Genomic DNA, 20,282 nt, shown 5'->3' with positions numbered 1-20,282 from the left:
CCCAGCCCCCGGGTCACGCCAGGCTGCGCCCCTTCCCGGAGCCCCCGCCGAACCGTCCGCCGAGCCCGTCGCCGGTCCCGATCCGGCGCACCGCCACCGCGGCCGCCACCAGGAGCAGCAGCACCGGCGCCGCCATCGGCAGCACGTGCCAGAACCCGCGGCCCTCGCGCCAGATGTTGAACAGGCCCGCGAACATCGTCAGCGACAGCACCGCGACCCCGACGGCCGCCGGCAGCACCCGGCCGCGCAGCGCGGTGAAGGTCAGCAGCAGCGGCCCGATCAGCAGCACCGCGAACCACTGCATGTCCAGCGGGAAGGTCGAGTCGCCCCAGTGCTGGAGCGCCACCAGCAGCCCGCCCCCGAGGACCGAGGCCAGCGCCAGCCCGCCGGAACGCCAGGAGGCCCTGGGCAGCAACTCCGTCGGCGCCGCGGCCAGCAGCAGCGCCCCCAGCACGAACGGCATGGTGGCCACGCTGCTGTCCCCCACCCCCCAGAGGTCGAACTCCGGCGGCAGCACGACGGCCTTCGCCAGCACGAACAGCGCGGAGACGGCCTGGACCAGCGAGATGACCCGCACCGCCGTCCAGCGCCCCGTCACGACGGCCACCGCGAGCAGCAGCGCGATCACCGGCGGCGCGATGGTCAGGGCGTACGTGAGGTACGAGTCGTCCCAGGTCAGCCGATGGGCGGCCCGCTCCGCATCGCTCACCCACGGCACCAGGGCCGCACCGGCCAGCGCCCCGGCGACCATCGGCGCGGCCAGCGCGAGCACCCGCCCGGCCAGCGAGGAGCCGGTCAGCCCGAGCCGCACCCGCAGCCCGTACGCGGCCAGGTCGAACGCCTCGCGGGCGACGGCCGAGCGGCCGGCCTCCGCCGTGGTGTCGGCGAACACCGCGGCCAGTTCCTCGCCGCGCTCCCGGCGGTAGCGCGGCGGGTAGAACTGCAGCGCCGCCCGCAGCGCGGTCGAAGGCGCCCCCATCGTCGGCGTGGTCATGGGTGTGGTCATGCGAAGAACCCCCTCATCATCGACTTCCCCTCCGGCTCCGGCTTTCCCTGCAGCGCCGACAGGACGTTCGCGAGACGGCGCTCCGCCTCGGTGGCGACGGCCCGCAGCCGCTCCGCCTCGGAGGCCAGCGCCTCCCGGCCGACGCTGGTCAGCGCGTAGCTGCGCCGCGCCCTCCCGTCCACGACCTCCTCCGCGGCGACCTCGATCAGCCCCTGCTGGAGCAGCCGGTCGAGGGCGCCGTACAGGGTGCCGGTGCGCATCTTGACCCGGCCCTCGGAGATCGCGGCGATCTCCTGGATGAGGGCGTAGCCGTGTCTCGGGGCGTCCGCCAGGGCGGTGAGCAGCAGCAGCGTCGGCTCCTGCATCGAGCGTTCAGTCATACGACTACATATATCGTCAACCTACCTATAGGTCCAGTACTCCCGCCGCCCGGTCCACCACGCGGACCACGAGTCGGCTGGGAGCGGACCAGGAGCGGGCCAGGAGCTGGCTAGGAGAGCTCCCCCACCGGCGCGACCACCGCACCCTGCTTGCCGCACACCCAGTGCGGCTCCGGCCCCAGCTCCGGCTCCACGCCGAGCGCGTGCGGGTCCCCGTCGGCTGCGCAGGCGGTGCACAGCGGCCAGCGCCCGTACGCCTCCAGCAGCGCGTCCTGGACGTCCTGGGCGACCAGCCCGAGCACGTACTCGGTGCCGTCCGGCCACTGCTCCAGCCACCAGCGGCGGTGCGTCACGGCCTGCTCCACCAGGGAGACGACGGCGGCGTCCGCCACGTCCCGCGCGGTGAGGTCGGCCAGGATCAGCGCCCGCGCGTTGTGCAGCGCGGTCTCGATGTCGTCGGAAGCCATCTGTCCATTCTCCGGTAGAACGCCGTGTGGGCGGCCCCCCGAAGGGGACCGCCCACACGATCAGGAACCAACTGATCCGATCGGTGCGATCAGGATCAGAAGTCCATGTCACCGCCCGGCATGCCGCCGCCGGCGGCCGCAGCGGCCTTCTCCGGCTTGTCGGCGATGACGGCCTCGGTGGTGAGGAACAGCGCCGCGATGGAGGCGGCGTTCTGCAGCGCGGAGCGGGTCACCTTGGCCGGGTCGATGATGCCCTCGGCGATCAGGTCGACGTAGGTGTTGGTGGCCGCGTTCAGGCCGTGACCGGCGGGAAGGTTGCGCACCTTCTCCACCACGACGCCACCCTCCAGGCCGGCGTTGGTCGCGATCTGCTTGATCGGGGCCTCCAGCGCGACCTTGACGATGTTGGCACCGGTGGCCTCGTCGCCCTCCAGCTCCAGCTTGTCGAAGGCGACCGAGGCCTGCAGCAGCGCGACGCCACCACCGGCGACGATGCCCTCCTCGACGGCGGCCTTCGCGTTGCGGACGGCGTCCTCGATGCGGTGCTTGCGCTCCTTGAGCTCCACCTCGGTGGCCGCGCCGGCCTTGATGACGGCCACGCCGCCGGCCAGCTTGGCGAGGCGCTCCTGGAGCTTCTCGCGGTCGTAGTCCGAGTCGCTGTTCTCGATCTCGGCGCGGATCTGGTTCACGCGGCCGGCGACCTGCTCGCTGTCACCGCCACCGTCGACGATGGTGGTCTCGTCCTTGGTGATGACCACCTTGCGGGCGGTGCCCAGCAGGTCGATGCCGGCGTTCTCCAGCTTGAGGCCGACCTCCTCGGAGATCACGGTGCCACCGGTGAGGATGGCGATGTCGCCGAGCATGGCCTTGCGGCGGTCGCCGAAGCCCGGGGCCTTGACGGCGACGGACTTGAAGGTGCCGCGGATCTTGTTCACGACCAGGGTCGACAGGGCCTCGCCCTCGACGTCCTCGGCGATGATGACGAGCGGCTTGCCGCTCTGCATGACCTTCTCCAGCAGCGGCAGCAGGTCCTTGACCGAGCCGATCTTGGAGTTGGCGATGAGGATGTACGGGTCCTCGAACGTCGCCTCCATGCGCTCCAGGTCGGTCGCGAAGTAGGCGGAGATGTAGCCCTTGTCGAAGCGCATGCCCTCGGTGAGCTCAAGCTCCAGACCGAAGGTGTTGCTCTCCTCGACGGTGATGACGCCTTCCTTGCCGACCTTGTCCATGGCCTCGGCGATGAGCTCGCCGATCTGGGTGTCGGCGGCCGAGATGGAGGCGGTGGAGGCGATCTGCTCCTTGGTCTCCACGTCCTTGGCCTGGGCCAGCAGCTGGTCGGAGACGGCGGCGACGGCCTTCTCGATGCCGCGCTTCAGGGCCATCGGGTTGGCGCCGGCGGCGACGTTGCGCAGACCCTCGCGAACCAGGGCCTGGGCGAGCACGGTGGCGGTGGTGGTGCCGTCACCCGCGACGTCGTCGGTCTTCTTGGCGACCTCCTTGACGAGCTCCGCGCCGATCTTCTCGTAGGGGTCCTCGAGCTCGATCTCCTTGGCGATGGAGACACCGTCGTTGGTGATCGTGGGGGCGCCCCACTTCTTCTCCAGCACGACGTTGCGACCCTTGGGGCCGAGCGTGACCTTCACTGCGTCGGCGAGCTGGTTCATGCCACGCTCAAGGCCGCGGCGAGCTTCCTCATCAAAGGCGATGATCTTGGCCATCAGAAGTGGTCCTCCGGGACACGGTCGACTGCTCGGACCAAGGGGTGCCCGCGACGGACGGCCCTGGTGTGCGGGGGTCCTTTCCCCTACCGCTCCCGGGGGCCTCACCGACCCGGTCCGCTGTCACTCTCACGCTGTGAGTGCTAACGCCAATGATTAGCACTCCGGGTGGTCGAGTGCAAGCCCAATCGCGATCCCGCGAGCCGTCCGGGGCGCTCCCGCCGACCCGCGCAACTCCCCGCCGGGGAACGCCGACGGGCCCGCACGACGTGTGTCGTACGGGCCCGTCGAGAAGCGAGTGGTCACCAGCCGTGGGCCGCGCCGAGCTCCTGGGGTCGGAAGGGGGTCACACCGCGGCGCGGACCATGTCCGCCTGCGGGCCCTTCTGTCCCTGGGAGATCTCGAACTCGACCCGCTGGCCCTCCTCGAGGGTGCGGTAGCCGTCCATCTGGATCGCGCTGTAGTGGACGAAGACGTCCGCACCACCGTCGACCGCGATGAAGCCGTAGCCCTTCTCCGCGTTGAACCACTTGACGGTGCCCTGAGCCATTCCGAACTCCCCTAGTGCTGTGCTGGCCCTTCACGCGCCCGCAGGTCGCGGGCCCGGGTCTGGTTTGAAGGCCGGCCCGGGGAACCCCCCCTGGGCGCAGCCGTGCACGCCGCAGTCCTCCGCCGGGGGTGCCTGACGGCGCCCTGTGAGCGGGTGATTACGTCGACCGCGGCTGAATGTATCCGGATCGACGCCCTCTGCAACAGGGTCAGCTGCGGGGAATTCCGGCACCGCGCCAAGGGGCAGGACGGGCGAAAGCGGGAGGAATTCGGCATTTCACGCCGGACATAGCGGACGGATTACTACAAATCCCCGCGGGAATTCTGACATCTGCCTGACATGTTTCACGGCCCAGGCATCCGACCGGTCTCAGCGGCCGGACGACCGTCCGGCGATTCGCGGGTGAGGATGAGGGGAAGCCCTGTTCCCAACCGAGCCACACTCTACTCCGACTTGACCCCGCCATATTCCCGCCGAAATGCGGCCGGCCGTCCGTGCGTACGGAGAACGGAATTCCGTACGCGCGAACGGCCGGTCGGACGAACGGCTCGGGCGGAGTGCCCGGATCGGGGCGCGGCTCAGCAACCGCCGGCCACCGCCGGGATGATCGAGACGCTGGCGCCGGCCGCGATCCCGGTCGCCAGGCCCTCGGCGAAGCGCACGTCGTCGTCGTTCACGTAGACGTTGACGAAACGGCGCAGCTTGCCGGCGTCGTCCAGGATGCGGGCGGCGATCCCCGCGTGGTTCTTCTCCAGGTCGGCGATGACCTCGCCCAGGGTGGCGCCCTCGGCGGCCACCTCGGCGGCGCCGCCGGTGTAGGTGCGCAGGATGGTGGGGATACGGACGTTGGCGCTCATGGTTCTCCTAGCGGGTGCGACCCAGCGGGGTGGGGGGTGTTTCAGGCGGACGCGAGGCCGGCGTCGTGGAAGGACGCCAGGGTCGGGCGGATGACGGCGGTCATCCCGGCCCCGGCGACGGCGTCCAGGGTCTTCAGGCCGTCGCCGGTGTTGATCGCGACGGTCTCCTTGGCCGGGTCCAGCTGGCCGGTCTCCACCAGCTTCTTCAGCACGCCGACGGTCACCCCGCCCGCGGTCTCGGCGAAGACGCCCTCGGTCCGGGCCAGCAGCCGGATCGCGTCCACCACCTCGGCGTCGGTGACGTCCTCGACCGCGCCGCCGGTGCGCCGGGCGATGTCCAGCACGTACGGGCCGTCCGCCGGGTTGCCGATCGCCAGCGACTTGGCGATGGTGTCCGGCTTGACCGGGCGGATCACGTCCTGGCCGGCCTTGAACGCCGCCGACACCGGCGAGCAGCCCGCCGCCTGGGCGCCGAAGACCTTGTACGGCCGGTCCTCGACCAGGCCGAGCCTGATCAGCTCCTGCAGCCCCTTGTCGATCTTGGTCAGCTGGGAGCCGGAGGCGATCGGGATGACGATCTGCTCCGGCAGCCGCCAGCCGAGCTGCTCGCAGATCTCGTACGCCAGCGTCTTGGAGCCCTCGCCGTAGTAGGGGCGCAGGTTGACGTTGACGAAGCCCCAGCCCTCGCCGGCCGGGTCGCCGATCAGCTCCGAGCAGAAGCGGTTCACGTCGTCGTAGTTGCCCTCGATGCCGACCAGCTCGCCGCCGTACACCCCGGCCATGACGACCTTGCCCTGCTCCAGGTCGTGCGGGATGAACACGCAGGACTTGAAACCGGCCCGGGCGGCCGCCGCGCCCACCGCGCCGGCCAGGTTGCCGGTGGAGGAGCAGGAGAGCGTCGTGAAGCCGAAGGCCCGCGCGGCCTCGATGGCGCAGGCCACCACGCGGTCCTTGAACGAGTGGGTCGGGTTGCCCGAGTCGTCCTTGATGTGCAGCTGCGCGGTGAAGCCCAGCTCGCGGCCCAGGTTGTCCGCCTTGACCAGCGGGGTCCAACCGGGGTTCAGGTTGGGCTTGGTGGCGACGTCGGCCGGGACGGGCAGCAGCGGCGCGTAGCGCCAGATCGAACTCGGGCCGGCCTCGATCCGGCGGCGCAGCTCCTCGGCGCCCTCGCTGCCGAAGTCGTACGCGATCTCCAGCGGGCCGAAGCACTCCAGGCAGGCGAAGCTCGGACCGAGCGGGAAGCGGGTGCCGCACTCCCGACAGGACAGCGCGGTGGCGGGGCCGAGGTCCACGGATGCGGGTGCGACAGTGTCGATAGCCATGATGGCGGAGGCCTCTCTCCTCATCTTCCCCGTGGCACGGTCGCGCCACAGGCCGGAATTGGCACCTGTCCCGCCGGGGCCTGTCGACAGACAGCCGCGCGAGAAGGTTGCCGGGACGTCAACGGGCCGTTCCCTCAGTCCCTCTGGATGAGCTTGTGAAATTGTGGTGGTGCTCAACGGCGACCCCGACGTGCAAAGGTCCGGCCGCTGTACGAAGACTGTATCCGAAGGCGTCAACCCCGAACGGGATCGTCCGCCACGCGAGATGGCGCGTCCCACCGACCCCGCCGAGGAGAGTCCCGTGCCCGCCGAACCGACCCCCGCGCTGCTCCCGCAGGCGGCGTCCTGGCTGCGCCGCCGCTCGTGGAGCGCGGTCGACCGGCCGGTGCACGCCCTGCTGGAGGCCAAGCGCCGGACCGGCCACACGGTCAGCGTGGTGCTGCCCGCGCTGGACGAGGAGGCCACCGTCGGCGACATCGTCCGCACCATCCGCCGCGAGCTGATGGAGCGCCTCCCGCTGGTCGACGAACTCGTCGTCATCGACTCCGGCTCGGCCGACGCCACCGCCGCCGTCGCCGCCCGGGCCGGCGCCCGGGTGGAGTACCGCGACGCGATCCTGCCCCGGCTGCCCGCCGTCCCCGGCAAGGGCGAGGTGCTCTGGCGCTCGCTGCTGGTCACCCGCGGCGACATCGTCTGCTTCGTCGACGCCGACCTGCGCGAGTTCGACCCGGCCTTCGTCTCCGGCATCCTCGGCCCGCTGCTCACCGAACCGGACATCCAGCTGGTCAAGGCCATGTACGACCGGCCGCTGGAGACGGAGGGGGCGGTGGTCCCGGCCGGCGGCGGCCGGGTCACCGAACTGGTCGCCCGCCCGCTGCTCAACCTGCACTGGCCGGAACTCGCCGGTTTCGTCCAGCCGCTCGGCGGCGAGTACGCGGCCCGCCGCGCGCTGCTCGAACGGCTCCCCTTCCCCACCGGCTACGGCGTCGAACTCGGCCTGCTGGTCGACGCGCTGGAGACGGTCGGGCTGGACGCCCTGGCCCAGGTGGACGTCGGCGTCCGGCACCACCGGCACCAGGACGGCCAGGCCCTCGGCCGGATGGCCGCCACCATCTACCGCACCGCCCTCGAACGCCTCGACCGCACCCACCGGCTGAAGGCCTCGGCCGACCTCGTCCACCCGCTGCTGACCCAGTTCACCCGCGACCCGCAGAGCCGGGAGTTCACCGCCCACACCCACCCGGTGACCGCCCTGGAACGCCCGCCCATGCACACCGTGCCCGAGTACGCGACCCGACACTGAACACCCACCGAAAGGGTTTGCCGCTCCGGAGCCCAGGCAACGTACCAACCATGGGCGATCTCACGACCGAACGTTCGAGTGCGACCGGCACCGCCCCCGTCCTGGTGGCCTCCAATCGGGGACCGGTGTCGTTCAGCACCGCGGACGACGGCACGCTGACCCTCCGCCGCGGCGGCGGAGGCCTGGTCTCCGGCCTCTCCGCCATCGACGACCCCGACGCCGTCTGGGTCTGCGCCGCCCTCGGCGCCGCCGACCGACAGGCCGCCAGAGAGGCCCCGGACGGCCGCCTCGACCTCGCCGGGCACGACGTGGGCGGCCAGGCCGTCCGCATGCTGGACATCGATCCCGACACCTTCGCCCGCGCCTACAACGGCGTCGCCAACTCCACCCTCTGGTTCGTCCACCACCTGCTCTACGCCACCCCCACCGCCCCCGCCTTCGACGCCGGGTTCCGCACCGAGTGGGCCGCCTACCGCGCCTACAACGCCGCCTTCGCCGAGGCACTGGCCGCCGAGGCCGCCCCCGGGGCCGCCGTGCTGGTCCAGGACTACCACCTCTCGCTGACCCCGGCCCTGCTCCGCGCCGCCCGCCCCGACCTGCGGATCGGCCACTTCTCGCACACCCCGTGGGCCCCGCCCGAGTACTTCCGGCTGCTGCCCGACGACGTCGCCGAGGCCGTCCTCACCGGCATCCTGGGCGCCGACCGGGCCGGCTTCCTGACCCGCCGCTGGGCTCTGGCCTTCGCCGACTGCTGCGCCGACCTGCTCGGTGCCGAGGTCGACCGGGACGCCATGACCGTCACCCACGCCGGCCGCACCACCCGGCTCGGCGTCCACGCGCTCGGCGCCGACGCCGACTTCCTGCGCGAACGCTCCCACCGCCCGGACGTCGACGAACGCCTCGCCGCCCTCCGCGAGGCCGTCGGCGGGCGCCGCACCATCGTCCGGGTCGACCGCACCGAGCTGAGCAAGAACATCGTCCGCGGCCTCCAGGCCTACCGGCACCTGCTGCGCACCCGCCCCGAATGGCACGACCGGGTGGTGCACATCGCCTTCGCCTACCCCTCGCGCACCGACCTCGCCGAGTACCGCGCCTACACCGCCCAGGTCCAACGGCTCGCCGAGGACATCAACGCCGAGTTCGCCACCCCCGCCTGGCAGCCGCTGATCCTGCACGTCGACGACGACTTCCCGCGCTCCCTGGCCGCCTACCGGCTCGCCGACGTGGCCCTGGTCAACCCGATCCGGGACGGCATGAACCTGGTCGCCAAAGAGGTTCCGGTGGTGTCCGACCACGGCTGCGCCCTGGTGCTCTCCCGCGAGGCCGGCGCGTACGCCGAACTCGCCGAGGACGCGCTCACCGTCAACCCGTACGACGTCATCGCCACCGCCGACGCCCTGCACGCCGGCCTCACCATGCCCGAGGAGGAGCGCGCCGACCGCACCAAGCGCCTCGCGGCGGCGGCCACCGCGCTGCCCCCGCAGCAGTGGTTCCTCGACCAGCTCAACGCGCTGTGAACCGGCTCGGCGCGCTGTGAACCGGCTCGGCGCGCGCTGAACCGGCCCGCTCAACGCGCTGCCGCCCGGTTCAGCCAGCGCCGACGGCCGCGCCGAGCGCCGCGAGCAGTTCCACCACGCCGGCCGGGCCCGCGACCACCAGGTCCGCCCGGTCGGCGAGCTCGCGCACCGGCGCGTCCCCCACCGCGCCGCTGCACACCAGCAGCCCCGCCACCCCCTCGCCGCGCAGCTTCTCCACCGCAGCGAAGGCCGCCACGTCCCCCAGGTCGTCCCCCGCGTACAGCACCGAGCCGGCCCCGCGCTCGCGCAGGAAGCCGGTCAACGCCGCGCCCTTGTCCACCCCCGGCGGCCGCAGCTCCAGCACCAGCCGCCCAGGCTCCACCACCAGCCCGTGCCCGGCCGCCAGCTCGCCGACCGGCGCCCGCAGCAGCTCCAGCGCCTCCTCGGGCGCCGCCGTGCGCCGGGTGTGCACCGCCAGCGAGCGCCCCTTGTCCTCCAGCCACGTCCCCTCGGGCGCCCCCGCCGCCGCCAGCAGGCCCGGCAGCGCCGCCCGCGCCCCGGCCACCCCGGGGTACACCGGCGGCGCGGTCACCTCGCCGCCCTCCCAGCGCTCGGCGCCGTAGTGCCCCAGCACCACGACCCCGGGCAGCCCGTCCAGGCCGCCGTACTCCGCCGCCAGCGCGGCCGGCCGCCCGGTCACCACCACCACGGCCCGCACCGCCGGCACCAGCGCCCGCAGCGCGGCCGCCGCCCCCGGATGCGCCCGCGCCCGATCAGGATCCGCCACGATCGGCGCCAGCGTCCCGTCGAAGTCCAGCGCGATCACCGCCTCGCCCGGCGCCGCCAGGATCGCCCGCAGCCCGTCCCGCCCGGCAGCCGTGACCGGCACCCACTTCTCGTCAAAGCCCATGCCCGAGCCCTACCCCGCGACCCCCTCCCGCTACCGCGCGGACCGCCGGGCCTCCCGGATCCGGCGCAGCCGGTTCACCAGCACCGGGGCGTGCGCCAGTGCCTCCGGCCGGTCCAGCAGCGCGTTCAGCAGCTGGTAGTACCGGGTGGAGGAGAGCCCCAGCTCCTCCCGAATCGCCCGCTCCTTGGCCCCGGCCGTCCGCCACTGCCGCCCCTCCAGGGCCAGCACCGCCAGGTCCCGCTCACTCAGCTCACCCACCAGGACACCTCCGCCATCACTACGGAGTGTCATTCTCCCGCGTGAGCCGGACACACTGTGCGCCCTCCGGCGCCCGGCCGCCCCGGCTAGCGTCGGCGGTATGACCACGCCCAGCTTCGCCGTGCACATCCCCACCGCCGACCTCGAACCCGACCCGCTCGACCCGGCCCAGATCGTCTCCGGCACCCCGGAGGTCTCCGGCCTGGTCCTCTCCGAGTCCCCCGACGGCCGCCAGCTGCGCGGCATCTGGCAGATCACCCCGGGCGTGGTCACCGACGTGGAGGCCGACGAGCTGTTCGTGGTGCTCAGCGGTCGGGCGACCATCGAGGTCGAGGGCGGCCCGACCCTGGAGGTCGGCCCGGGCGACTGCGCCGTGCTGCGCGAGGGCGACCGGACCACCTGGACGGTCCACGAGACGCTCCGCAAGGCCTACGCCATCACGCTCCCCTGACGAGCCCGCCCCTGACGCCCCCGCCCCTGGAGAGCGCCCCGGCCCGGGTTCACCTGCGGACCCGGGCCGCCTCCTTGACCGCCGCGTCCTGCAGCCCGGCGAGCGCCTGCTTCGGGTCCCCGGTGACGGCCTGCCCGATCCCGGCCTTGATCCGGTTGCTGACGTCGCCCCAGGCCGGGTCCCCGAACGGGTAGAAGCTGGCGTTGGTCAGCCCGACCGCGAACTGCTTGAGGTCCTCGTGCTTCGGGTCGGACGTCATCTGGTTGAACGCGTCCTGGGTGACCGGCAGCAGGTTGTACTGCTCGTCGAACTTCAGCTGGAACTCGCGGGAGTAGGCGAAGGACAGGAACTTCTTGATCTCGTTCTTGTGCCCGTTGGCCTTGAACGCCATCATCCAGTCCGCGACGCCGAGGCTGCCGGTCTTGCCCACGCCGTCCTTCTTGGGGATCGGCGCCGTCCCGAAGTCGATCTTCCCGGCGGTGGCCATCCGCAGCAGCGTCGGGTGCCCGTTCAGCATCGCGACCTTCCCGGCCGCGAAGTCCTGGAAGACCGGGGTGCGGTTCATCTTGCCCGGGTCCGGATAGGTCAGCCCGGTGGCCACCAGGTTGTTCTTCAGCCAGCTGAAGGTGGCCTGGTTCTGGGTGCTGTCGATGGTGTAGTTGCCGACGTCGTCGGAGAGGCTGCCGCCGCCGCTCAGCGTCCACAGCATGGACTCGGCCGGTGCCTCCTCCGGCCCGAGCGGCAGCCCGTACGGGGTCACGCCCGGCACCTTGGCCTTGATCTTCTCGGCGTCCTGGCGCAGTTCGTTCCAGGTGGCCGGCGGCTGGGTGATGCCGGCCTGGCGGAAGACGGCCTTGTTGTAGAAGAGCACCCGGGAGGAGGAGACGAACGGGATGCCGTACTGGGTGCCGAGCACCTGCCCGGCGTGCGCGAAGGTGTCCAGGAAGTTGGCCTGGGTGTCCATCGAGAGCACGTCGGCGGCCGGGTACAGCCGGTCCGCCGCGACCTGGTCGGCGAAGCCGCCGGTCTGCAGCAGGTCGGGGGACTTGCCGGCCGCGATCATGTCGTCGACCTTCTTGCCGATGTCGGTCCAGCTGTCCACCTCGACGTCGACCTTGATGCCGGGGTTGGCGGCCTCGAAGCCGTGCGCGATCTCGTCCCAGTAGAGCTTGGAGCTGGTGTCGGCGCTCTCCCCGTAGTCGGCGGCGACCAGCTTGAGGGTGACCGGCCCGTCGTTCTGCCCGCCGCAGGCGCTGACGGCGGTGAGTACCAGTGCTCCGGCCAGCGCGGTGCCGAGGACGCGGGTGGGAACGTGGGCGCGCCTGTTCAACGCGGGTACCGCCTTCAGGGGAGAACTGCGACCGGACGGGGAAATCCGGGAGGGGGGAGGCGCAACACTGCCAAACCCACCGGGCGGTGGTCCACACCACTGTGCCGAGCCCGCTGAGTAGTTATCGAAGTGCGGACGTCATTGCACGATGCGCAACAGAAGGTGAACGGAAGGCGTCCGACGCAAAGCCGCTCACACCGACCCCATCTGCGACAAAGCTCACCTACTTTGGACCAGACCAATCCGACAACTGGACTAGACCTCTTCTACCCGACCAAGGGAAACTGTCCTCCGTGAAGCACGTCATCGCACTCGATGTAGGCGGCACCGGCATGAAGGCCGCGCTGCTCGCCCAGGACGGCTCCGTGCTGTTCGAAGCACGCCGACCGACCGGGCGGGAGCACGGCACGGACGCCGTGGTCGCCGCCATCCTCGACTTCGCCGCCGACCTGGCGGACGAGGGCCGGGGCCGCTTCGGCGTCGCCCCGCTCGCGGCCGGCGTCGCCGTCCCGGGCACGATCGACGAGAGGAACGGCATCGCGGTCTACTCGGCCAACCTCGGCTGGCGGGACCTCCCGCTGCGCAAGCTGCTGGGCGAGCGCCTGGCCGGGCCCGACGGAGCCGCCATCCCCGTCGCACTCGGCCACGACGTGCGCTCGGGCGGCCTGGCCGAGGGCCGACTCGGCGCCGGCCGGGGCGTCGACCGCTTCCTGTTCATCGCGCTGGGCACCGGCATCGCCGGTGCCATCGGCATCGGCGGCCGGATCGAGGCCGGCGCGCACGGCTACGGCGGCGAGATCGGCCACGTCGTGGTCCGCCCGGGCGGACCGCAGTGCGGCTGCGGCGCCCGCGGCTGTCTGGAGACGCTCGCCTCCGCCTCCGCCGTGTCCCGCGCCTGGGCCGCGGCCAGCGGCGACCCCGACGCCGACGCGGCATCCTGCGCCGCCGCGGTGGACGCCGGGGACGACCGCGCGCTCGCGGTCTGGCAGGGCGCCGTCGACGCCCTCGCCGACGGGATCGTGCTCGCCCAGAGCCTGCTCGACCCGTCCACGGTGATCGTCGGCGGCGGGCTGGCCGAGGCCGGTGACACGCTCTTCGGCCCGCTGCGCACGGCGGTCACCGAGCGCCTGACCTTCCAGATGCCCCCGAAGGTCGTACCCGCCATGCTCAAAGACACCGCCGCGTCCCTGGGCGCGGGCCTGCTCGCCTGGGATCTGCTCTCCATGGAGGTGACCGCGTGACCACCGCGGACCGTGACCGTACCGCACTGGCCGGCGCCCGGCTGGTCCTGCCCGGCGGCGTCGTCGAGGGCGGCCGCCTGGCCGTCGAGGGCGACCGGATCGCCGGCCTCGGAGGCGAGAGCGGGCCCGGCGACCTCGACCTGACCGGGTACACCGTCGTGCCCGGCTTCGTCGACCTGCACGTGCACGGCGGCGGCGGCGCCTCCTACGCCTCCGGCATCGCCGAGGAGGCCCTGCTCGCCGCCCGTACGCACCTGGAGCACGGCACCACCACCACGGTCGCGTCCACCGTCACCGGGGAGATCGACGAGGTCGCCCGCCAGGCGTCCGTGCTGTCCGAGCTGGTCGAGGACGGCGTGCTGGCCGGCATCCACTTCGAGGGCCCGTTCATCTCCCACAACCGCTGCGGCGCCCACCGGCCCGACCTGCTGCGTGACCCGGACCCGGCGCTGGTGCGCAAGCTGGTCGACGCCGCCCGCGGCCACGCGAAGATGGTCACCCTCGCCCCCGAACTGCCCGGCGGCCTGGACTCGGTACGGATGCTCGCCGACCTCGGCGTGATCGCCGCCGTCGGCCACACCGACTCCGACTACGCCACCACGCTGGAGGCGATCGACGCCGGCGCGAGCGTCGCCACCCATCTCTTCAACGCCATGCCGGGCATCGCCCACCGCGCCCCGGGCCCGATCGTGGCGCTGCTGGAGGACGAGCGGGTCACCGTCGAGCTGATCAACGACGGCGTGCACCTGCACCCGTCCGTGCTCGACCTCGCCTACGGCACCGCCGGGGCGTCCCGGGTCGCCCTGATCACCGACGCCATGGGCGCGGCCGGCATGGGCGACGGCCTCTACCCGCTCGGCCCGCTCCAGGTCGAGGTCAAGGACGGCGTCGCCCGGCTGGTCGAGGGCGGCGCCATCGCCGGCTCCACGCTCACCCTGGACGTCGCCTTCAAGCGCTCGCTCACCGTCAACGGCCTGACGCTGAACCAGACCGTCGAGTCGCTGTCCGCCACCCCGGCCCGCCTGCTGGGCCTCGCCGACTCGATCGGCTCGCTGGAGACGGGCAAGCAGGCCGACCTGGTCGTGCTCGACTCCGAGGGCTACGACCTGGTCGCCGTCATGCGCCGCGGCCGCTGGGTCCTCGGCGGCGAGCGCTTCGACGTGGTCAAGCCCGCCTGACGGAGCGCCGGAACGCCGACGGCCGCCCTTCCCCCACGGGGACGGGCGGCCGTCTCGCGTTCCGGCTCAGCCGCTCAACCGGTCAGCTGCTCAACCGGTCAGCCGGTCGCATTCGGTTCGAGGGTGATCTGGTCGATCAGGATCGACCCGGAGGGCACGGTGAAGGTGATGCTGTTCGTCCCGGCCTGGAGCTGCGGGAGTATCCAGGTGTTGAACCAGGAGGACGCCGGGTCCTTGCCGGGCACGTAGTTCTTGAAGAGCAGCCCGCTCGGCCAGTCCTTGCCGTTCACCGAGGCGGCGCCCTTCAGGTCCCCGCCGGTGTTGTTGTAGTGCACGTTCAGCTTGTAGGTGCCGGCCGCGGCGACCTCGCCGTTCCAGGTCACCGAGCCGCCCGGCTGGAGCGTCAGGTAGCTGCCGTCGGCGGACTTGGTGCCCTTGACGCCGTTGCCGGACGGCGCGTTCTGGGCCTGGAGCTGGCCCGAGTCCACGGTCAACGGGCCGGCCGGGGCGGTGGTGCTCGCCGAGGCCGAGGCGGTCGGGGACGAACTGCCGGTCGCCGGGGTGCTGGGGGGAGCCGCGGCGGTGGTCTGGGCGCCGCCCTTGGCGGTCTTGTCGCCCTCCGGGTCGCCCTTGGAGAGCGCGATCCCGGCGCCGATCGCTATGGCCGCGACCACCGCGACCGCGCCGATCACCGCGCCCTTGCTCCGGCCGCTGCTCGACCGGTCCTCCCCCGGCTGCGGCCGGGAGTGCTCGGCGTAACGGGTCTGCTGGGTGGGCGCGGTGCCGTGCTCGGGCTGCTGTTGCTGCGGCGGGTACGGCTGCTGGCCGCCGGGGTAGCCCTGCTGCGGCCCCGCCTGCTGGCCGTACTGGGGCTGCTGCGGCCGCGGCTGGTAGGGCTGCTGCCCGTACTGGGCCCGGCCGACCTCCATCGGACGGCTGTACGACGTCCGGGGCACGCCCTGCTGTGGCTCGGCCGGCTGCCCGGAGGCACCCTCCGCCGGGCGGTAGAGGTAGCCGAACGGGTCGTCGTCCTGCGGGGCACCGCCCTCGGGCGCTCCGTTGTTGCCGGCGGTCGTCACGGTGGTCAACTCCCCCATCCGGTTCGCGCCGCCGGGATGCGGGCCGCCGGCGCAGATCATGGACGCTGTCGTACCCGGGAACCCTACCTGTCCTTTGTGACAGCCGGAAAAGAGCCCTTGACAACCCGTGGGTAACCAGGACCGGCGGGCTCAGCCCGCCCGTCGGTGCGAGCGCTCGCCCCGCGCGCCGCGCACCGCGCCGCCCCGGGCCCGCTTCTCGTCGTACATCCGCTCGTCCGCGGTGTGCAGCACCTCCTCGATGCTCATCCCGCAGCCCGCCCAGCCGACGCCGAGGCTCACCCCCACCCGCATCGCCCGGCCGTCGATCCGCATCGGCGGGATGATGGCGCCCCGCAGCCGGTGGGCCAGGTCCTTGGCCTCCTCGCGGCCGATCCCGTCGGCCAGCACGACGAACTCGTCGCCGCCGAGCCGGGCCACCGTGTCGCCGTCCCGGACGGCCTGGCTCAGCCGCCGGGCGACCTCGACCAGCACCGCGTCGCCCGCGTTGTGGCCGAACCGGTCGTTGATCGACTTGAAGCCGTCCAGGTCGCAGAAGAGCACCGCGAGCCCCTTGTCCAGCGACGCCGCGACGCCGGAGCGGAACGGTGCGGACCACGCCTCGCCGCCCGGGCCCTGGTCGGCCGGGACCACCGCGTGCACGTGCTCCCCGTAGCCCGGGGCGAGGCCGTACGGCGGGCCGCCCTCGGGCGTCCCGTAGCCGTGCACCGGCCCGCCGTACGGGTCCGCGCCCTCCAGCCGGTCGTACGCGGCGTGCGCGCTGTAGGAGTCGGCCGGGTAGCCGTACGGCGCCGGGTAGGCCGGCTCGCCCGGCCCGGCGGGGGCCCCGACGGTCTGCGGCTCGGCGCAGAGCCGGCGACCCAGCCGGGCCTTCAGTTCGGCGCCGTTCGGCAGGCCGGTGAGCGCGTCGTGGCTGGCCCGGTGGGCGAGCTGGAACTCGTGCCGCTTGCGGTCCTCGATGTCCTCGACGTGGGTGAGCAGGAAGCTTGGGCCCTCGGCCGCGTCCGCCACGATCGAGTTGCGCAGGCACACCCACTGGTAGCCGCCGTCCCGCCGGGACAGCCGCAGTTCCGCCCGGCCGCTCTCGGCGCTGGTGCGCTCCAGCAGCGCCCGGTCCTCCGGGTGCACGAGGTCGGCGAAGCTCTGCTGGCGCAGCACCGCGCGAGGGCGGCCGAGCAGGCGACAGAGCGCGTCGTTGACCCTGGTCAGCTGGCCGCGCCCGGCGCCGTGCAGTTCGGTGATGGCCATCCCACTGGGCGCGTACTCGAAGGCCTGACGGAAGCTCTCCTCGCTGGCCCGCAGGGCCTGCTGCTCCTTCTCCAGGCGGGCCAGCGCGCGCTGCATCTCGGCCCGCAGCCGGGCGTTGCCGATCGCGATGGAGGCCTGCAGCGAGAACATCTCCAGCGCCTCGCGGGTCCACGCCCCGGGCCGCTTGCCGCTGCGCGGGCGGTCCACCGAGAGGACGCCGAGCAGGTCGCCGCCGGCGCTGTACATCGGGGCGAGCAGCCCGTCGGCGGGGTGCCAGTCGTTGGCGTAGACGGGCAGCGGGCCGTCCCCGATCCAGCGCGGGATGTCGCTGGCGACGGCCCAGCCGCGGTCGTACGGCAGGAAGCGCAGGGTGCCCCAGTGGTCGCTGACGCCGAGCAGCCGGTCCCAGGACTCCCGGGAGCCGACCTGGCCGAGCAGGACGGAGGGGCCGCCCATGGTGCTCTCCTCCAGCTCCCAGACGGCCGCGACCACGAGGTCCCCGTCCGGGCGGACCAGGCTGACCGCGGCGGCGTCGAAGCCGAGCCCGTGCACCGCACCCTCGACGACGGCCTGCAGCGTGCCCGCCAGGCTGCGGGCAGCGTTGAGGTCCGCCACGACCCGGTGCAAGGTGCGGAGGGTCGCGAGACGGACGTACGGCTCCGACTCGGCTTCCATGCGGGGGCTCCCCGGCTGCTTCGGATAGTTCTTGATTGGTTATCGTCCGATTGCCAGAAGAACTGAATCACAGGGAGCACAGCGTTCGGCACGCTCGGTCAGCAATAGGCCATCACTTGTGACTTAAATCACACGACACTAATGCACCCTTAATCAGCTCATCCGCCCCATAGCGGGACATAAAGCGCTATCGGAATATTTCCTTTGGTCGACCGCATTGGCCTCACACTGAAGCCCGCTGCCGCCTGGCAGGCCCCTTGCTTCACTCCTGAGGGTGAGTCCCGAACCCGGCCGCAACCCCGCCCCGTGCGCCGCTGGTCCTACGACCTCGGCCCGATGCCGATTCCGGCGGCCGCCGACTACCGTGCGGTACGTGTACTCGTCCCCGCAGCCCGAAGCTGCCTCCCACGCCACGCCCGACGAGTTCCGGGCGGCACTCTCCCAGCTCGCCTCCGGCGTGAGCCTGGTGACCGTCCACGACCCGGAGGACGGCGAGGACGTCGGCATGACCGCCACGTCCTTCCTGTCCGTGTCGCTGGAGCCGCCGCTGGTCCTGATCTCGGTCCGCGAGGACTCCCGGATGGACGAGGTGCTCTCCCGCACCGACACCTGGGCGGTCTCGCTGCTCACCGAGGGGCAGAAGGCGCTCGGCTCCCGCTTCGCCATGAAGGGCCGGCTCAGCGACCGGCTGCTGTTCGCGGACACCCCGCACCACCGCGGCCCGCGCTCCGGCGCCCCGCTGATCGACGGCGCGCTCGCCACCGTCGAGTGCCGCACCGAGCAGCGGATACCGGCGGGCGACCACACCCTGCTGCTCGGCCGCGTCCTGGAGGCCGCGGTGCCCAGCCCGGCCGGCCGGCCGCTGCTCTACTTCCGCGGCGGCTACCGCGCCCTCGGCTGAGCCGCCCCGGCTACTCGCCGCCCCGCGGCGACTGCCGTCCCTGCTTCAGCTCGGAGCGGCGCCGCTTGTTGGACAGCCGGCGCTCGACCATCCCCCGGCTCGGCCTGGTCGCCCGGCGGGACTTCGGCGGCGGCGCGCACGCCTCGGTCAGCACCGCCGACAGCCGGGCCGCGGCCGCCTCCCGGTTGCGCCACTGCGAGCGGAACTCCGAGGCCTGGATCACCAGCACCCGGCCGTCCACCAGCCGCCCGGCCAGCCGCTCCAGCGCGCGCTCGCGCCACACCTCGGGCAGCGCCTTGGACGCCGCCAGGTCGTAGCGCAGCTCGACCTTGCTGTCGGAGGTGTTGACGTGCTGGCCACCGGGGCCGGAGGAACGCGAGAAGCGCCAGACGAGCTCGGCGTCGGGGACGACCACCGACCCCCGTACGCGGATGGGCTCGGGCATGCGTCCATCATCCCGCGCCCGCACCGCCCGGTCACCCGGTTATCCGCGACGGCCGACGGCCCGGTTCCGCACCACCGCCCGCAGCCCGGACAATGGCGTACGTGATCGAGCTCGGCTACTCCCTCTCCAACCGCTTCCCCGACCCCCCGCAGACGGACTACCGCTCCGCCCCGGTGCGGTCCCTGCGGTACGACCTGTTCTGCGGCGACGTCTACCTGGACGCCGAGGGCGCCGAGCTGTCCACCGGCTGGGGGTGGGTGCCGGTGCTCGACTTCGCCTGGGCGCTGTGCGACATCGTCGAGGAGCTGGACCGCGACCCGGACGGCGGCCGGGCCGCCCGGGTGCAGACCGCCGACCTCGACTTCACCCAGAACACCGAGCTGCTGCGGTTCGCCCGCCGCTTCAACTGGGTCGAGATCACCTCGACCTGGCTGCCGGACGAGCCGCCCGCCGTGGTCCGCCACGGCGAGCTGCGGCGCGAGGCCCGGGACTTCCTCCAGGACACCCTCGCCGACCTCTTCGATATGCACCCCGAGCTGGCCGACAATCCGAACATCTGGTCGCTGCAGGGCCGGTTCCCCCGGATCTGACCAGGGCATTGTCAGACCTTTGCCAGCGGATTGGCATCCACGAAGAATTCACGGACTTCGCGGAACCAACCCACCGGAGTATGGCGTTGTCCCGGAAAAAGCGAACGAAAGGACTTCAATCGCCATGCCAGTGAGCCTCTCCAAGGGTGGCAACGTCTCGCTGACCAAGGAGGCCCCGGGCCTGTCCGCGGTCAGTGTCGGCCTGGGCTGGGACGTCCGGACCACGACCGGCACCGAATTCGACCTCGACGCCAGCGCGATCGTCCTGAACGCGGACGGCAAGGTGCTCTCCAACGGGCACTTCGTCTTCTTCAACAACACCAGCAGCCCGGACAACACCGTCGTGCACACCGGTGACAACCGCACCGGCGAGGGCGCCGGCGACGACGAGTCGCTCAACGTCAACCTGGCCGGCCTGCCGGCCGAGGCCGTCAAGATCACCTTCCCCGTCACCATCTACGACGGGGTCGCCCGCGGCCAGAGCTTCGGCCAGGTCCGCAACGCGTACATCCGCGTGGTGAACGCCGCCGGCGGCGCCGAGATCGCCCGCTACGACCTCTCCGAGGACGCCGCCACCGAGACCGCCATGATCTTCGGCGAGCTCTACCGCAACGGCGGCGAGTGGAAGTTCCGCGCCGTCGGCCAGGGCTACGCCTCCGGCCTGGCGGGCATCGCCCAGGACTTCGGCGTCCAGCTCTGACACCCCGCCGGGCCCCTCCCGGCCCGGCGCACCGCCGGAACGAAAGCGGCGGGGGGGGAGGGGGGGGCCGCGGGGTAGCCCCCGGGAGGGGGGGAGGCGGGGAACAGGGCGGGGGGCGCGGCGCGCCCGGGGGGTGAG

The 20,282-nt window shown here is 72.5% G+C and carries 21 protein-coding genes and 1 riboswitch; of the genes, 8 read left to right on the top strand and 13 right to left on the bottom strand.

The annotated features are described in order from the left end of the window. Positions 1-13: 13 nt before the first annotated feature. The 7 genes from ACFVHI_RS21275 to thrC form a co-directional block, all read right to left on the bottom strand. The gene (locus ACFVHI_RS21275; RefSeq protein ID WP_159398459.1) at positions 14-1,006 is read right to left on the bottom strand and encodes a hypothetical protein; all 993 of its coding nucleotides are present in this window, start codon (positions 1,004-1,006) and stop codon (positions 14-16) included. Next, positions 1,003-1,386 carry a PadR family transcriptional regulator gene (locus ACFVHI_RS21270; protein WP_079135692.1) on the bottom strand — a complete coding sequence of 128 codons (384 nt, stop codon included), beginning with the start codon at positions 1,384-1,386 and terminating at the stop codon, positions 1,003-1,005. Before ACFVHI_RS21270 ends, ACFVHI_RS21275 begins: the two co-directional genes overlap by 4 nt. A 110-nt stretch (positions 1,387-1,496) precedes the next feature. Continuing rightward, entirely contained in the window at positions 1,497-1,853 is a 357-nt protein-coding gene (locus ACFVHI_RS21265; protein ID WP_063348227.1) for a hypothetical protein, read from the bottom strand. Positions 1,854-1,948: 95 nt separating this feature from the next. After that, positions 1,949-3,571, bottom strand: coding sequence for a chaperonin GroEL (groL, locus tag ACFVHI_RS21260; RefSeq protein ID WP_063348228.1), 1,623 nt, complete (start codon positions 3,569-3,571; stop codon positions 1,949-1,951). A gap of 346 nt (positions 3,572-3,917) precedes the next feature. Next, positions 3,918-4,121, bottom strand: coding sequence for a cold-shock protein (locus ACFVHI_RS21255; protein WP_030289665.1), 204 nt, complete (start codon positions 4,119-4,121; stop codon positions 3,918-3,920). A gap of 578 nt (positions 4,122-4,699) precedes the next feature. Then, entirely contained in the window at positions 4,700-4,978 is a 279-nt protein-coding gene (locus ACFVHI_RS21250) for a MoaD/ThiS family protein (RefSeq protein WP_063348229.1), read from the bottom strand. A gap of 41 nt (positions 4,979-5,019) precedes the next feature. After that, on the bottom strand, positions 5,020-6,300 hold the full coding sequence (gene thrC / locus ACFVHI_RS21245; protein WP_380341627.1) for a threonine synthase: 1,281 nt from the start codon (positions 6,298-6,300) through the stop codon (positions 5,020-5,022). A gap of 17 nt (positions 6,301-6,317) precedes the next feature. Continuing rightward, positions 6,318-6,454: riboswitch (SAM riboswitch) on the bottom strand. Between the two features lie 147 nt (positions 6,455-6,601). Here thrC and ACFVHI_RS21240 point away from each other — a divergent pair. Further along, entirely contained in the window at positions 6,602-7,603 is a 1,002-nt protein-coding gene (locus ACFVHI_RS21240; protein WP_244293389.1) for a glucosyl-3-phosphoglycerate synthase, read from the top strand. Positions 7,604-7,653: 50 nt separating this feature from the next. Then, positions 7,654-9,120 (top strand): trehalose-6-phosphate synthase, encoded by a 1,467-nt coding sequence (locus tag ACFVHI_RS21235; protein ID WP_363377347.1) that lies wholly within the window; start codon positions 7,654-7,656, stop codon positions 9,118-9,120. A gap of 70 nt (positions 9,121-9,190) precedes the next feature. Here the strand turns inward: ACFVHI_RS21235 and otsB are convergent, their stop codons facing one another. Next, positions 9,191-10,030 (bottom strand): trehalose-phosphatase, encoded by an 840-nt coding sequence (gene otsB, locus ACFVHI_RS21230; protein WP_380341623.1) that lies wholly within the window; start codon positions 10,028-10,030, stop codon positions 9,191-9,193. Positions 10,031-10,060: 30 nt separating this feature from the next. Further along, positions 10,061-10,321: a DUF3263 domain-containing protein gene (locus ACFVHI_RS21225; protein ID WP_063348233.1), complete on the bottom strand. Its 261-nt coding sequence runs from the start codon at positions 10,319-10,321 to the stop codon at positions 10,061-10,063. A 67-nt stretch (positions 10,322-10,388) separates the two neighbouring features. Here ACFVHI_RS21225 and ACFVHI_RS21220 point away from each other — a divergent pair, with 67 nt between their 5' ends. Then, positions 10,389-10,739, top strand: coding sequence for a cupin domain-containing protein (locus ACFVHI_RS21220; RefSeq protein WP_063348234.1), 351 nt, complete (start codon positions 10,389-10,391; stop codon positions 10,737-10,739). Positions 10,740-10,788: 49 nt separating this feature from the next. Here ACFVHI_RS21220 and ACFVHI_RS21215 read toward each other — a convergent pair whose 3' ends face one another. Next, the gene (locus ACFVHI_RS21215) at positions 10,789-12,069 is read right to left on the bottom strand and encodes an extracellular solute-binding protein (protein ID WP_063348235.1); all 1,281 of its coding nucleotides are present in this window, start codon (positions 12,067-12,069) and stop codon (positions 10,789-10,791) included. Between the two features lie 293 nt (positions 12,070-12,362). Between ACFVHI_RS21215 and ACFVHI_RS21210 the strand changes: the two genes are divergently transcribed. After that, entirely contained in the window at positions 12,363-13,310 is a 948-nt protein-coding gene (locus tag ACFVHI_RS21210) for an ROK family protein (RefSeq protein WP_063348236.1), read from the top strand. After that, positions 13,307-14,488, top strand: a complete 1,182-nt coding sequence (nagA, locus tag ACFVHI_RS21205; protein WP_380341616.1) for an N-acetylglucosamine-6-phosphate deacetylase — start codon at positions 13,307-13,309, stop codon at positions 14,486-14,488. Before ACFVHI_RS21210 ends, nagA begins: the two co-directional genes overlap by 4 nt. Positions 14,489-14,586: 98 nt before the next feature. Here nagA and ACFVHI_RS21200 read toward each other — a convergent pair whose 3' ends face one another. Together ACFVHI_RS21200 and ACFVHI_RS21195 are read right to left on the bottom strand one after the other, a co-directional pair. Then, positions 14,587-15,627 (bottom strand): hypothetical protein, encoded by a 1,041-nt coding sequence (locus ACFVHI_RS21200; RefSeq protein WP_063348238.1) that lies wholly within the window; start codon positions 15,625-15,627, stop codon positions 14,587-14,589. Positions 15,628-15,717: 90 nt separating this feature from the next. Then, positions 15,718-17,508: a diguanylate cyclase gene (locus tag ACFVHI_RS21195; RefSeq protein WP_063348239.1), complete on the bottom strand. Its 1,791-nt coding sequence runs from the start codon at positions 17,506-17,508 to the stop codon at positions 15,718-15,720. 364 nt (positions 17,509-17,872) lie between these two features. On the opposite strand from ACFVHI_RS21195, the gene ACFVHI_RS21190 reads away from it, so the two are divergent. Continuing rightward, positions 17,873-18,409, top strand: a complete 537-nt coding sequence (locus tag ACFVHI_RS21190) for a flavin reductase family protein (RefSeq protein WP_380341611.1) — start codon at positions 17,873-17,875, stop codon at positions 18,407-18,409. A gap of 10 nt (positions 18,410-18,419) precedes the next feature. Here ACFVHI_RS21190 and arfB read toward each other — a convergent pair whose 3' ends face one another. After that, a complete protein-coding gene (gene arfB, locus ACFVHI_RS21185) occupies positions 18,420-18,854 on the bottom strand; it encodes an alternative ribosome rescue aminoacyl-tRNA hydrolase ArfB (protein WP_063348241.1) in 435 nt (144 codons plus the stop codon). A 92-nt stretch (positions 18,855-18,946) separates the two neighbouring features. Between arfB and ACFVHI_RS21180 the strand changes: the two genes are divergently transcribed. Beyond that, the gene (locus ACFVHI_RS21180; protein WP_380341607.1) at positions 18,947-19,444 is read left to right on the top strand and encodes a hypothetical protein; all 498 of its coding nucleotides are present in this window, start codon (positions 18,947-18,949) and stop codon (positions 19,442-19,444) included. 124 nt (positions 19,445-19,568) lie between these two features. Next, positions 19,569-20,144, top strand: coding sequence for a TerD family protein (locus tag ACFVHI_RS21175; RefSeq protein WP_063348242.1), 576 nt, complete (start codon positions 19,569-19,571; stop codon positions 20,142-20,144). The last annotated feature ends 138 nt before the right edge of the window (positions 20,145-20,282 follow it).

Source organism: Kitasatospora sp. NPDC127121, from assembly GCF_042677305.1.
In the GTDB taxonomy this organism is placed as follows: Bacteria; Actinomycetota; Actinomycetes; order Streptomycetales; family Streptomycetaceae; genus Kitasatospora.
Note: the sequence above shows the minus strand (reverse complement) of the source record. Positions and strands in the feature narration are given on the sequence as shown.